The organism is Bordetella pertussis 18323, from assembly GCF_000306945.1.
In the GTDB taxonomy this organism is placed as follows: Bacteria; Pseudomonadota; Gammaproteobacteria; order Burkholderiales; family Burkholderiaceae_B; genus Bordetella; species Bordetella pertussis.
This window is the reverse complement of record NC_018518.1, coordinates 3,444,965-3,458,650: the sequence shown is the minus strand read 5'-3', so window position 1 is coordinate 3,458,650 and position 13,686 is coordinate 3,444,965. Positions and strand designations below refer to the sequence as shown.

Genomic DNA, 13,686 nt, shown 5'->3' with positions numbered 1-13,686 from the left:
TTCATGCAGTATTCATGGTTTGTCCCTGCCGTGCTCGTGACTTGGCCATACATTCTCTGAACCTATGTCTTACGGCATATGGGTTGCGGGAGTGTAGAGTTGGAGTGATCGTCTACTCGTAGACGAACCCGATGCTCTTCGGATCGCGACCACCTTGAACCTCAGGGTTCGAGATGCCGGCCTTGACGGCACAGGCGGGGCATCTATCCAGGCAGGCCTGTATCGCAGGCCTGCCTTCGGATGTCTCTCTCCCTCCCCCCACGTTCCCTCACAGGTCCACCATGCTTCGACATTCCGCGTTTTCGCTGACCCGGCTGGGTGCCGCATGCGCTGCCGCCCTGGCCCTGGCCGCCGCGCAGCCCGTCCTTGCCCAATCGCAGCCGCCCGCGGCAGCGCCGCAGGCCCAGGCCGACGGCGCTAGTTGTGAACTGTCAATAGGTTGTATTCGTCCAGGTTGAGTCTGGAGATGGGTACAGCGCGCCCGATGCCTTGGTGGGGTCGATGCCAGTTGTAGTGGTGTAGCCAGGATTTCATGGCATCGGCTCGGTGTTGGGAGTTCTGGTAGGTGTGAGCGTAAGCCCACTCACGCAAGGCCGACTGGATGAAGCGTTCGGCCTTGCCATTGGTCTGTGGGCGGTAAGGTCGGGTAAAGCGGTGCTTGATGCCCAGCTCATGGCACAGCGCGGCGAAGGCGCGGCTGCGAAAGGCCGAGCCATTGTCGGTGAGCAAGCGCTGGATGGTCACGCCCAGGCGCTGGTAGTAGGCCACTGCGTCCTTGAGGAACTGGACGGCGCTGGGGAAGCGCTCGTCGGGGTGGATGTCGGTGAAGGCCACGCGGGCGTGGTCATCGATGGCCACGAAGACGAAGTCCCAGCCGGCCCCCTCAACGGTATCGCGTCGGTTGCCCGTGACCCGGTGGCCAGGGCGCTGGATACGTCCCAGCTTCTTGATGTCGATGTGCAGCAGATCGCCGGGGGCCTGATGCTCGTAGCGCACCACCGGCTCGGCCGGCTCCAGGTCGGCCAGGTGCGACAGACCGGCGCGGGCCAGGACGCGGCTGACGGTGCTGGCTGACACGCCCAGCGCCTGGGCGATGCGCGCTTGGGTCAGCCGCTTGCGGCGCAGCTCCACGATAGCCAGCGCCTTGGCCGGCGCAATCGCTCGGGGCGAGACCGTCGGGCGCGAGGACGCATCGGCCAAGCCCGCCTGGCCCTGAGCCAGGAAGCGGCCCAGCCATTTGCGCACAGTCGGCGCGGTGACCCCATAGGCGCGGGCCGCTTCAGGCACACAAACTTGATGGGCGATCAATTGCTGGACCATTTCGAGTCGACGTAGGAAGGTCAATCGGGCATGCTTATGGGTGTTCATCCGGCCGGGCTCCTTGAGTGAACTGGGGGGTTGGCGATTTCCAGTTTCTCAAATCCGGTTCGGATGAACCATGCATACAACCTATTGAATCTTCACAGCTAGCCGCGCGCCCGAGCTGACGCTGCAGGCAACCGCGTCTTCCGAGGTCAAGCAGGATACGGTGCGCATCACCCTGTCCGCCGAGGTCGAGGCCAATGACCAGCCGGGCGCCGGCAAGAAGCTGTCGGCCGCGCTCGAGGACGTCGTCAAGCGCGCGCGCGGCGCCAAGAACATCGACGTGCGCACCGGCGGCTACAACGTGTGGCCCAATACCAACTCCAAGGGCAAGGTCATCAACTGGCGCGGCCAGGGCGAGGTCGTGCTCGAGTCCAAGGACTTCCAGGCGGCCTCGGCGCTGGCTGCCAAGCTGGGCGACAAGACCGCCATCACCAACATCAGTTTCCAGCTGTCGCGCGCCGGCCGCGAAGCCGAGGAGCGCAAGCTGCTCAGCCAGGCCGCCACGGCGTTTCGCGAGCGCGCGCTGGCCGCGGCCAATGCCTTCGGCTTTTCGGGCTATCGCCTGATCAAGCTGGACCTGGGCGGCAGCGGCGGGGCGCCCGTCCCGCGCGCGGTGGGCGCGCAGATGATGATGGCCAAGGATGCCGGCGGCGGCGCGCCCAACCCCGAGGCTCCCCTCGAGGCGGGCGAAGTCACCGTCAGCATCGCCGTCAACGGGACGGTGGCCTTGCAGTAAACAGGTACAGGCCGGCGCCGGCCAGCACCATGGGTATCGACAGCCATTGCCCCATGCTGAGTCCGGCCGCCAGCAGCCCCAGGAAGTTGTCCGGTTCGCGCGTGAACTCCACCAGGAACCGGAATGCGCCATAACCCATCAGGAACATGGCGCTTACCTGCCCCGCCGCGCGGGGCTTGCTCGAATACCACCACAGCAGCGCGAACAGGACGATGCCTTCCAGGCCCAGTTCGTAGAGCTGGGACGGGTGCCGCGGCAGCCCGTCGCCCGATTGCGGGAAGATCATCGCCCAGGGTACGTCGGTCGGCCGGCCCCACAATTCGCCATTGATGAAATTGCCCAGGCGGCCGGCGGCCAGACCCAGCGGAATCAGCGGCGCGATGAAATCGCTCACGGTGAAAAAGCCCAGCCGCTTCTTGTGGGCGAACAGCAGCATCACCACGATGACGCCGATCAGGCCGCCGTGGAACGACATGCCGCCCTCCCACAGATAGAAAATCTCCAGCGGGTTGGCCAGATAGTGGGCGGGCTTGTAGAACAGGACATAGCCCAGCCGCCCGCCCAGCACCACGCCCAGCACGCTGTAGAAAATCAGGTCTTCCAGGTCGCGCACCGTCATCGAGGTCGTATGGCCTGACGTGATGCGACGGCGGCCGAACGCATAGACCAGCGCGAAGCCGATCAGATACATCAATCCATACCAATGGATGGCGAGCGGGCCGATACGCAGGGCTACGGGGTCGATTTGAGGGTACTGAAGCATGTTCCGCCTGGCGCAAGAAGATGTCCGATAATAACCGGCGAGCGTGTTGTTCCGTAGCGCTGCCTTCCGACAGCGATCTGGCCGGCCCGGCATGGGCCTACGCACCTGGAGACAAGACCATGTCCGACAACAATCGTTCCCGTCACATTACCGAGGGCGTGGCGCGCGCGCCCAATCGGGCCATGTACTACGCGCTGGGTTACACCGAGGCGGATTTCCAGAATCCGATGATCGGCGTGGCCAACGGACATTCCACGATCACGCCATGCAACAGCGGGCTGCAGCGCCTGGCCGACGCGGCGATCGAGGCCATCCGCGTCTCCCGCGCCAACCCCCAGGTGTTCGGCACGCCGACGATTTCCGATGGCATGTCCATGGGCACCGAAGGCATGAAGTATTCGCTGGTGTCGCGCGAGGTCATCGCCGACTGCATCGAGACCGCCGCGCAGGGGCAGTGGATGGATGGCGTGGTGGTCATCGGCGGATGCGACAAGAACATGCCCGGCGGCATGATGGCGCTCGCGCGCATGAATGTGCCCGGCATCTACGTGTATGGCGGCACCATCAAGCCCGGCCACTACAAGGGCAAGGACCTGACCATCGTATCGGTGTTCGAGGCCGTCGGCGAATACACCATGGGCCGCATGGACGAAACCGACTTCAAGGCCATCGAGCAATGCGCCATCCCCGGGTCGGGTTCCTACGGCGGCATGTACACGGCCAACACCATGAGCTCGGCCTTCGAGGCCATGGGAATGAGCCTGCCTTATTCCAGCACCATGGCCAACGAGGACCAGGAGAAAGTCGCGTCGGCGGCGGAATCGGCGCGCGTGCTGGTCGAGGCGGTGCGGCGCCAGCTGCGGCCGCGCGACATCATCACCCTCGCCTCCATCGAGAACGCCGTGGCGGTGATCATGGCCACGGGCGGCTCGACCAACGCCGTGCTGCACTTCCTCGCCATCGCCCACGCGGCGGAAGTGCCGTGGAACATCGACGACTTCGAGCGCATCCGCAAGCGCGTGCCGGTCATCTGCGATCTCAAGCCGTCCGGCAGGTACGTGGCGACCGACCTGCATCGCGCCGGCGGCATTCCACAAGTGATGAAGATCCTGCTGAACGCCGGCCTGTTGCATGGCGATTGCATCACCATCACCGGCAAGACCGTGGCCGAGACGCTGGCGAACGTACCTGATGCGCCGCCGCCCGGGCAGGACGTCATCATGCCCATCGAACGCGCGCTCTACCCACAGGGGCACCTGGCGATACTCAAGGGCAATCTTTCGCCGGAAGGCTGCGTGGCCAAGATCACCGGGTTGAAGAATCCGGTCATTACCGGCCCGGCGCGCGTGTTCGATTCCGAAGACGATGCCATGGCCGCCATCATGGACCGCCGCATCCGCGATGGCGATGTGGTGGTGATACGCTACGAGGGCCCCAAGGGCGGTCCAGGCATGCGCGAGATGCTCGCGCCGACTTCCGCGCTGGTCGGCCAGGGGTTGGGCGAAACCGTCGGCCTGATCACCGACGGGCGGTTTTCCGGCGGCACCTGGGGCATGGTGGTCGGGCACGTGGCGCCCGAGGAGTTCGTTGGCGGGCCGATCGCGCTGATTCGCGAGGGCGATTCGGTTACCATCGATGCCCATCAGCTGCTGCTGCTGCTGCTCAACATCAGCGATGAGGAAATGGCGGCTCGTCGCAAGGCTTGGGCCCAGCCCAAGCCGCGCTATGTGCGCGGCGTGCTTGCCAAGTTCGGCAAGCTGGCCTGTACCGCCAGCCGTGGGGCAGTAACCGATGCATTTGAAGAGTAGTCTGGCCGCGTGGGCGGTCCTGGCCTGTCTGGCCGGCGGTAGCGCCGGCGCGCAGCCGGCGGGCGAGGCGCTGGCGCGCAACAAGAACTGTATGGCCTGCCATCAGGTCGACAGCAAGCGGGTGGGGCCGCCTTTGCGCAGCATATCCGAACGCTACGCGGGGCAGTCCGAGGCCGCGGCCTATCTGGCGGGCAAGATCCGTGGCGGCGGGCGCGGCGCCTGGGGCGCGGTGCCCATGCCGGCCCAGCCGCAGGTCAGCGACGCCGACGCGCATGCGCTGGCCGAGTGGATCCTGTCCTTGCCCGCCAAGCCCTGAGCATTCTTTCCGGAGCGAAAGCCATGTCTTCATCCCAACCGGCCGGCGCGGCCACCGAAGCAGCCGTTCTCGGGGGCGGCTGCTTCTGGTGCGTCGAAGCCGTCTTCAAGGACCTGCGTGGCGTGACCGGCATCGAACCCGGCTATGCCGGCGGCCACGTCGAGCATCCCACCTACGAACAAGTCTGCGGCAAGGACACCGGCCATATCGAAGTGGCGCGCGTCGAGTTCGACCCCGCCGTGCTGTCGTACGGCGATCTGTTGCGGGTCTTCTTCGCCACCCATGATCCTACCACCCCGGGGCGCCAGGGCAATGACGTCGGGCCGCAGTACGAGTCCGCCATCTTCTGGCAGGACGAACGGCAACGCGAGCAGGCGCAAGCCGTCATGGACGAATTGCGTGCGCAACAGGTCTTCGATGCCCCCATCGTGACCCGCCTGCTCGCGCCGGCGAAGTTCTGGCCGGCCGAAGACTATCACCGCGACTATTACGCCCTGCATCCGGAGCAGGGCTATTGCCAGTTCGTCATCGCGCCCAAGGTCGCCAAGTTCCGCAAGCAGTTCCAGGACCGCCTGGCACGCTGAGCGCGCCGCCGCGCCCGAAATGACAAGGCCCACCGCGAGGGTGGGCCTTACTCGCGCCAGGCAGGGCTCAGTCGACCTGCTTGACCACGCCTCGGCGCATCTGGTCGAGTTCGATCGATTCGAACAGCGCCTTGAAGTTGCCTTCGCCGAAACCGTCGTTGTCCTTACGCTGAATGATTTCGAAGAAGATCGGGCCGATCTGGTTTTCCGTGAAGATCTGCAGCAGCAGTCCGCCGCCGGGCGCGCCGTCGAGCAGGATGCGATTCTTCCGCAGGCGCGTCACGTCCTCGCCATGGTCGGGCAGGCGGCGGTCCAGCAATTCGTAGTAGGTGTCCGGCGTATCCAGGAACACCACGCCGTTGCGGCGCAGCGCTTCCACCGTCTGGTAGATATCGTCGGTGGCCATCGCGATGTGCTGGATGCCTTCGCCGCGGTACAGGTCCAGGTATTCCTGGATCTGCCCCTTCTCTTCGGTGCCTTCCTCGTTGATCGGGATACGGATATTGCCGCAGGGCGAGGTCATGGCCTTCGACTTCACGCCGGTCACCTTGCCTTCGATGTCGAAGTAGCGGATCTCGCGGAAATTGAACAGGCGCTCGTAGAACTCGGACCACTCGGCCATGCGGCCCTTGTGTACGTTGTGCGTCAGGTGGTCGACCAGCGTCAGGCCGGCGCCGGTGTGGTTCAGGTCGGTCTGCGCGGTATCGCGATCGATCGGCTCGAAGTCGACGTCGTAGATGCTGATGTCGCCGATGCCGCCATGGCCCTGCTTGCCGCGCCAGCGATCCACCAGATAGATGAGCGAGTCGCCGATGCCCTTGATGGCCGGTATGTTCAGCTCCATCGGGCCGCTATGCGAGTCGAACCCCCACGCGCCGAGCTCGAGCGCGCGCTTGTAGGCCTTGTTGGCGTCCTGCACGCGAAAGCCGATGGCGCAGATCGACGGGCCGTGCAGGCGCGCGAAGCGTTGGGCGAACGAATCGGGTTCGGCGTTGATGAGGAAGTTCACCCCGCCCTGACGGTACAGCGTCACATCCTTGTGCCGGTGCTTCGCGATGGCCTTGAAGCCCAGCAGTTCGAAAACCTTGCGCAACGCGACAGGATCGGGGGCGGTGTATTCGATGAACTCGAAACCGGCCGTACCCATCGGATTTTCCCAGGGTTGGAAATTCTCAGCCATGGCTGCTCTCCCTTGTATGTTGTGCAATCAATTTGCTTGAAACCAGAACGCAGATTGTAGGCAGCGAAGGCGGGCAGGCGATTGCAAATATGCCCTGGAAAAGTCTATTATCGGCAATAATATTGCCGTACTGATCAAATTTGGGGCTGATGATGCTAGGAGTTGAGTTGGATAGGACAGATCGGCGAATTCTTGCCGAATTGCAGCGCGACGGGCGGCTCAGCAACCAGGAGCTGGCCGAACGGGTTTCGCTTTCTCCCAGTCCGTGCCTGCGCCGGGTACGGCGCCTGGAGGAGCAGGGCTATATCAAGCGCTACGTGGCGCTGGTCGATGCCGAGAAAGTCGGGCTGGGTCTGTTGGCCTACGTCACCATCAAGCTGAACAAGCACAGCGGCGGCAGCCACGCGCCAATGGGCAATTTCGCCCGGGATGTCCAATTATGGCCCGAAGTGGTGGAGTGCTACGCGATGTCGGGGGACATGGACTATCTGCTGCGCATCCAGGTGGCGGACCTGGCGCACTTCTCCCGGTTCGCCATGGACACCCTGATGCAGCATCCGGCCGTGGTCGACATGAAATCCTACTTCGCACTGCAGCAGATCAAGGAAACCACCGAGCTGCGCATATAGCGGGCGCTGTATATATAGGGGGCATGGCGCCGCGCGCCGCGGCCTGTCCATATATATAGGGCCATGGCAGGGCGCCGCGCGGTCGCCATCGGCCGGCCCTTGATAAAAAGGGGGGCGGTTCATTCCAGAGGGAAAACAGCGCGGGCGCACAAAATAATTAATGAAACTGCAAAATTGGTGTCATAGCGCCAGCGTACGAATTTTTTCTGTGCTATAGTCTCGCTTCTTCGCCGCACTGATCTTTCAGCGCGACGAAGCCGGAACCGCGAATCATGCGGTTTGCAGGATCTCCGCCCAGGTGCGGGAGCCGGCAAGCCAGGGCAGGAGGCGCGGGCAGCACCGGGGCAGGGCGGGCGGGATTATGCCGATGTGGCGGTTCCCGGGGTTCTGGCAGGTGTTGTTGCACGACGGTTAACGAATCGCTGCCTTCGGGTTGCAAATTCTGCAAAAGTCGTGTTATAGTTTCGGGCTTGGCAGTTGCCGAAACCTAAGGGTTAACCCTGATGCCGATCGGCGCGGGTGCTGGGGTTTCGAGAAGTGCCAGGTGAGAGGCGCAGGCCTTGAGGAAGGGGGTGAGTCAGGTGCGGAGCAGGCGAGGCCGACTTGACAAGCTGAAAAAACTTCTTCATAATCTCGTTTCTCTGCTGCTGAAAACGCAGCGCCGGTCGGAAGGCCGGTTGGCAGGACCGCTCTTTAACAATTTAACAACCGATAAGTGTGGGCACTTGGTGCGAGCGCACGGTGGTGGCTACGGTCGTCATCGAAAGCAAAGCATTATCAAGTGCTCACTGAATGAAGTAAGGTTTTTTAAACCTCACTTCCTTTGAGCAAGCGATACGGATCCTGGTTTCGATCAGGGTCCACACACAGAGATTGAACTGAAGAGTTTGATCCTGGCTCAGATTGAACGCTGGCGGGATGCTTTACACATGCAAGTCGGACGGCAGCACGGGCTTCGGCCTGGTGGCGAGTGGCGAACGGGTGAGTAATGTATCGGAACGTGCCCAGTAGCGGGGGATAACTACGCGAAAGCGTGGCTAATACCGCATACGCCCTACGGGGGAAAGCGGGGGACCTTCGGGCCTCGCACTATTGGAGCGGCCGATATCGGATTAGCTAGTTGGTGGGGTAACGGCCTACCAAGGCGACGATCCGTAGCTGGTTTGAGAGGACGACCAGCCACACTGGGACTGAGACACGGCCCAGACTCCTACGGGAGGCAGCAGTGGGGAATTTTGGACAATGGGGGCAACCCTGATCCAGCCATCCCGCGTGTGCGATGAAGGCCTTCGGGTTGTAAAGCACTTTTGGCAGGAAAGAAACGGCACGGGCTAATATCCTGTGCAACTGACGGTACCTGCAGAATAAGCACCGGCTAACTACGTGCCAGCAGCCGCGGTAATACGTAGGGTGCAAGCGTTAATCGGAATTACTGGGCGTAAAGCGTGCGCAGGCGGTTCGGAAAGAAAGATGTGAAATCCCAGGGCTTAACCTTGGAACTGCATTTTTAACTACCGGGCTAGAGTGTGTCAGAGGGAGGTGGAATTCCGCGTGTAGCAGTGAAATGCGTAGATATGCGGAGGAACACCGATGGCGAAGGCAGCCTCCTGGGATAACACTGACGCTCATGCACGAAAGTGTGGGGAGCAAACAGGATTAGATACCCTGGTAGTCCACGCCCTAAACGATGTCAACTAGCTGTTGGGGCCTTCGGGCCTTGGTAGCGCAGCTAACGCGTGAAGTTGACCGCCTGGGGAGTACGGTCGCAAGATTAAAACTCAAAGGAATTGACGGGGACCCGCACAAGCGGTGGATGATGTGGATTAATTCGATGCAACGCGAAAAACCTTACCTACCCTTGACATGTCTGGAATCCCGAAGAGATTTGGGAGTGCTCGCAAGAGAACCGGAACACAGGTGCTGCATGGCTGTCGTCAGCTCGTGTCGTGAGATGTTGGGTTAAGTCCCGCAACGAGCGCAACCCTTGTCATTAGTTGCTACGAAAGGGCACTCTAATGAGACTGCCGGTGACAAACCGGAGGAAGGTGGGGATGACGTCAAGTCCTCATGGCCCTTATGGGTAGGGCTTCACACGTCATACAATGGTCGGGACAGAGGGTTGCCAACCCGCGAGGGGGAGCCAATCCCAGAAACCCGGTCGTAGTCCGGATCGCAGTCTGCAACTCGACTGCGTGAAGTCGGAATCGCTAGTAATCGCGGATCAGCATGTCGCGGTGAATACGTTCCCGGGTCTTGTACACACCGCCCGTCACACCATGGGAGTGGGTTTTACCAGAAGTAGTTAGCCTAACCGCAAGGGGGGCGATTACCACGGTAGGATTCATGACTGGGGTGAAGTCGTAACAAGGTAGCCGTATCGGAAGGTGCGGCTGGATCACCTCCTTTAAGAGCTTGAGTGCTCGTGTCAAGTGTCCACGCTTATCGGTTGTTGTTATATAGCTGCTGGATCGGTGGCTGCTGATCCGAGAGAGAAAGGTTTCGCGGGTCTGTAGCTCAGTCGGTTAGAGCACCGTCTTGATAAGGCGGGGGTCGTTGGTTCGAATCCAACCAGACCCACCAAGGTTTCCTGAGAGGGAAATGGGGGTGTAGCTCAGCTGGGAGAGCGCCTGCTTTGCAAGCAGGATGTCATCGGTTCGATCCCGTTCACCTCCACCAAAGCCTGTCCAGAGGATGGGTGTGGGGCGAGACCAGAAGGCGAGAGAGCAACGCTTAGTGCTGCGAGTCAGTGTTAAGCGTTGGGTTTTGGCCCGACAGCTATATATGTTCTTTAACAATTTGGAAGAAGCACAACGTAAAGTGTTCGTTTAGTAGTCGGCGCGAGTCGATGAAGACGGATACGGGTTGTGATTGCATGATTTTGTTCCAAGTCTCAAGAACTGGCTGGGCGCGCAAGCGTTTGGTCAGATGCTTTGAACTTATGAACGGCACAAGCGCGAATGAACAGCACCTATAAGACTTTAGTGTTATAGGATCAAGCGACTAAGTGCATATGGTGGATGCCTTGGCGATCACAGGCGATGAAGGACGTAGTAGCCTGCGAAAAGCTGCGGGGAGCTGGCAAACAAGCATTGATCCGCAGATATCCGAATGGGGAAACCCACCGCGCAAGCGGTATCCCTGGCTGAATACATAGGCCAGTGGAGGCGAACCGGGTGAACTGAAACATCTCAGTAGCTCGAGGAAAAGAAATCAACCGAGATTCCGAAAGTAGTGGCGAGCGAAATCGGAAGAGCCTTTACGATTTAGCATTTTGCATAGTCGAACGGAATGGAAAGTCCGGCCGTAGCAGGTGATAGCCCTGTAGACGAAATGCAGAGTGTGGAACTAGGCGTAAGAGAAGTAGGGCGGGACACGTGAAATCCTGTCTGAAGATGGGGGGACCATCCTCCAAGGCTAAATACTCGTGATCGACCGATAGTGAACCAGTACCGTGAGGGAAAGGCGAAAAGAACCCCGGAAGGGGAGTGAAATAGATCCTGAAACCGTATGCATACAAACAGTCGGAGCCTCTTTATGGGGTGACGGCGTACCTTTTGTATAATGGGTCAGCGACTTACATTCAGTGGCGAGCTTAACCGAATAGGGAAGGCGTAGCGAAAGCGAGTCCGAATAGGGCGTCCAGTCGCTGGGTGTAGACCCGAAACCAGATGATCTACCCATGGCCAGGTTGAAGGCACGGTAACACGTGCTGGAGGACCGAACCCACTAGTGTTGAAAAACTAGGGGATGAGCTGTGGATAGGGGTGAAAGGCTAAACAAATCTGGAAATAGCTGGTTCTCTCCGAAAACTATTTAGGTAGTGCCTCAAGTATTACTGCAGGGGGTAGAGCACTGTTATGGCTAGGGGGTCATGGCGACTTACCAAACCATGGCAAACTCCGAATACCTGCAAGTACAGCTTGGGAGACAGAGCACCGGGTGCTAACGTCCGGACTCAAGAGGGAAACAACCCAGACCGCCAGCTAAGGTCCCGAATTATCGCTAAGTGGGAAACGAAGTGGGAAGGCATAGACAGTCAGGAGGTTGGCTTAGAAGCAGCCACCCTTTAAAGAAAGCGTAATAGCTCACTGATCGAGTCGTCCTGCGCGGAAGATGTAACGGGGCTAAGCGATAAACCGAAGCTGCGGGTGTGCACTTTTAGTGCGCGCGGTAGGAGAGCGTTCTGTAAGCCTGCGAAGGTGGCTTGTAAAGGCTGCTGGAGGTATCAGAAGTGCGAATGCTGACATGAGTAGCGATAAAGGGGGTGAAAAGCCCCCTCGCCGTAAGTCCAAGGTTTCCTGCGCAACGTTCATCGGCGCAGGGTGAGTCGGCCCCTAAGGCGAGGCAGAGATGCGTAGCTGATGGGAAGCTGGTTAATATTCCAGCACCGTCGTACAGTGCGATGGGGGGACGGATCGCGGAAGGTCATCAGGGTGTTGGACGTCCCTGTTGCTGCATTGAAGATGGCGCTTAGGCAAATCCGGGCGCGAGAATCAAGGGTGTGGCACGAGCGAGCAAGTCTCGCGAAGTGATTGGAAGTGGTTCCAAGAAAAGCCTCTAAGCTTCAGCTGTACGAGACCGTACCGCAAACCGACACAGGTGGACGGGATGAATATTCCAAGGCGCTTGAGAGAACTCAGGAGAAGGAACTCGGCAAATTGATACCGTAACTTCGGGAGAAGGTATACCCTGGTAGTGTGAAGCGCCTGCGCGCTGAGCATGAAGGGGTCGCAGAGAATCGGTGGCTGCGACTGTTTATTAAAAACACAGCACTCTGCAAAGACGAAAGTCGACGTATAGGGTGTGACGCCTGCCCGGTGCCGGAAGGTTAAGTGATGGGGTGCAAGCTCTTGATCGAAGCCCCGGTAAACGGCGGCCGTAACTATAACGGTCCTAAGGTAGCGAAATTCCTTGTCGGGTAAGTTCCGACCTGCACGAATGGCGTAACGATGGCCACACTGTCTCCTCCTGAGACTCAGCGAAGTTGAAGTGTTTGTGATGATGCAATCTACCCGCGGCTAGACGGAAAGACCCCATGAACCTTTACTGTAGCTTTGCATTGGACTGTGAACCGGCCTGTGTAGGATAGGTGGGAGGCGCAGAACTCGAGTCGCCAGATTCGAGGGAGCCATCCTTGAAATACCACCCTGGTTTGTTTGCGGTTCTAACCTTGGTCCGTTATCCGGATCGGGGACAGTGCATGGTAGGCAGTTTGACTGGGGCGGTCTCCTCCCAAAGCGTAACGGAGGAGTTCGAAGGTACGCTAGGTACGGTCGGAAATCGTGCTGATAGTGCAATGGCATAAGCGTGCTTGACTGTGAGACTGACAAGTCGAACAGGTGCGAAAGCAGGACATAGTGATCCGGTGGTTCTGAATGGAAGGGCCATCGCTCAACGGATAAAAGGTACTCTGGGGATAACAGGCTGATACCGCCCAAGAGTTCATATCGACGGCGGTGTTTGGCACCTCGATGTCGGCTCATCTCATCCTGGGGCTGTAGCCGGTCCCAAGGGTATGGCTGTTCGCCATTTAAAGAGGTACGTGAGCTGGGTTTAAAACGTCGTGAGACAGTTTGGTCCCTATCTGCCGTGGGCGTTGGATACTTGACGGAGCCTGCTCCTAGTACGAGAGGACCGGAGTGGACGTACCTCTGGTGTACCGGTTGTCATGCCAATGGCATTGCCGGGTAGCTAAGTACGGAAGAGATAACCGCTGAAGGCATCTAAGCGGGAAACTCGTCTGAAGATTAGGTATCCCGGGGACTAGATCCCCCTGAAGGGTCGTTCGAGACCAGGACGTTGATAGGTCGGGTGTGGAAGCGCAGTAATGCGTTAAGCTAACCGATACTAATTGCCCGTGAGGCTTGATCCTATAACTCTCAAGTCTTAATTATTACCGCTGGACAGTAAGCGCCAGCGCCGTTCATACCAACACAACATACACACGCAACCCGCGTCGCTGCCAGTCCCAACCGACTGCCAGGCGCACGCTGTGCTTCTTCCAAATTCAAGCCGTTGACCCTGCGTCAACCGCTTAGCCGGTTACGCCTGACGACCATAGCAAGGTGGTCCCACTCCTTCCCATCCCGAACAGGACAGTGAAACGCCTTCGCGCCGATGATAGTGGATGTACATCTGTGAAAGTAGGTCATCGTCAGGCTTTTATTGCTCAAAACCCCGCAGCCTCACGGCTCGCGGGGTTTTGTTTTTGGGGGTACGCCCAGGCGGCTGGCCCCGCAACGGGCACGACAGCCGCGGCCGGGGGGCCTGTCCCTGCGGGGGGAAGGATACCTGCGGCCCGGGTG

At 59.9% G+C, this 13,686-nt stretch carries 7 protein-coding genes, 2 tRNA genes, 3 rRNA genes, 1 other RNA gene and 1 pseudogene; 11 read left to right on the top strand and 3 right to left on the bottom strand.

Annotated elements, in window-relative coordinates:
- The first annotated feature begins 19 nt into the window (after positions 1-19).
- Positions 20-205: non-coding RNA, 6S RNA (ssrS, locus tag BN118_RS19695), on the top strand.
- A gap of 212 nt (positions 206-417) precedes the next feature.
- Here the strand turns inward: ssrS and BN118_RS16310 are convergent.
- Positions 418-1,368: an IS481-like element IS481 family transposase gene (locus tag BN118_RS16310; RefSeq protein ID WP_005012808.1), complete on the bottom strand. Its 951-nt coding sequence runs from the start codon at positions 1,366-1,368 to the stop codon at positions 418-420.
- Positions 1,369-1,465: 97 nt separating this feature from the next.
- Between BN118_RS16310 and BN118_RS16305 the strand changes: the two are divergent.
- A pseudogene (locus BN118_RS16305) lies at positions 1,466-2,101 on the top strand (SIMPL domain-containing protein); the annotation flags it as partial.
- Here BN118_RS16305 and lgt read toward each other — a convergent pair.
- Positions 2,076-2,864: a prolipoprotein diacylglyceryl transferase gene (lgt, locus tag BN118_RS16300; protein WP_003820749.1), complete on the bottom strand. Its 789-nt coding sequence runs from the start codon at positions 2,862-2,864 to the stop codon at positions 2,076-2,078. The pseudogene BN118_RS16305 and the gene lgt overlap by 26 nt on opposite strands.
- 119 nt (positions 2,865-2,983) lie before the next feature.
- On the opposite strand from lgt, the gene ilvD reads away from it, so the two are divergent.
- From ilvD to msrA, 3 genes are read left to right on the top strand one after another with little or no spacing between them, the layout of a single operon-like run.
- On the top strand, positions 2,984-4,672 hold the full coding sequence (ilvD, locus tag BN118_RS16295) for a dihydroxy-acid dehydratase (protein ID WP_010931269.1): 1,689 nt from the start codon (positions 2,984-2,986) through the stop codon (positions 4,670-4,672).
- Complete coding sequence (locus tag BN118_RS16290; RefSeq protein WP_010929235.1) at positions 4,656-4,988, top strand: c-type cytochrome; 333 nt, start codon at positions 4,656-4,658, stop codon at positions 4,986-4,988. Before ilvD ends, BN118_RS16290 begins: the two co-directional genes overlap by 17 nt.
- A gap of 23 nt (positions 4,989-5,011) precedes the next feature.
- Positions 5,012-5,572 (top strand): peptide-methionine (S)-S-oxide reductase MsrA, encoded by a 561-nt coding sequence (msrA, locus tag BN118_RS16285; protein ID WP_010931268.1) that lies wholly within the window; start codon positions 5,012-5,014, stop codon positions 5,570-5,572.
- Between the two features lie 67 nt (positions 5,573-5,639).
- On the opposite strand, the gene hppD is transcribed toward msrA, so the two are convergent.
- Positions 5,640-6,752, bottom strand: a complete 1,113-nt coding sequence (gene hppD, locus BN118_RS16280) for a 4-hydroxyphenylpyruvate dioxygenase (RefSeq protein WP_014906029.1) — start codon at positions 6,750-6,752, stop codon at positions 5,640-5,642.
- 152 nt (positions 6,753-6,904) lie between these two features.
- On the opposite strand from hppD, the gene BN118_RS16275 reads away from it, so the two are divergent.
- The 6 genes from BN118_RS16275 (at position 6,905) to rrf (ending at position 13,541) form a co-directional block, all read left to right on the top strand.
- Complete coding sequence (locus BN118_RS16275) at positions 6,905-7,381, top strand: Lrp/AsnC family transcriptional regulator (RefSeq protein WP_003820758.1); 477 nt, start codon at positions 6,905-6,907, stop codon at positions 7,379-7,381.
- Positions 7,382-8,256: 875 nt separating this feature from the next.
- Positions 8,257-9,787, top strand: a 16S ribosomal RNA gene (locus BN118_RS16270).
- A gap of 97 nt (positions 9,788-9,884) precedes the next feature.
- Positions 9,885-9,961: transfer RNA gene (locus BN118_RS16265), tRNA-Ile, on the top strand.
- 20 nt (positions 9,962-9,981) lie between these two features.
- A tRNA-Ala gene (locus BN118_RS16260) sits at positions 9,982-10,057 on the top strand.
- Positions 10,058-10,371: 314 nt separating this feature from the next.
- Positions 10,372-13,253, top strand: a 23S ribosomal RNA gene (locus BN118_RS16255).
- A 175-nt stretch (positions 13,254-13,428) separates the two neighbouring features.
- A 5S ribosomal RNA gene (gene rrf / locus BN118_RS16250) occupies positions 13,429-13,541 on the top strand.
- Together the 16S, 23S and 5S rRNA genes with 2 tRNA genes alongside form the textbook arrangement of a ribosomal RNA operon.
- The last annotated feature ends 145 nt before the right edge of the window (positions 13,542-13,686 follow it).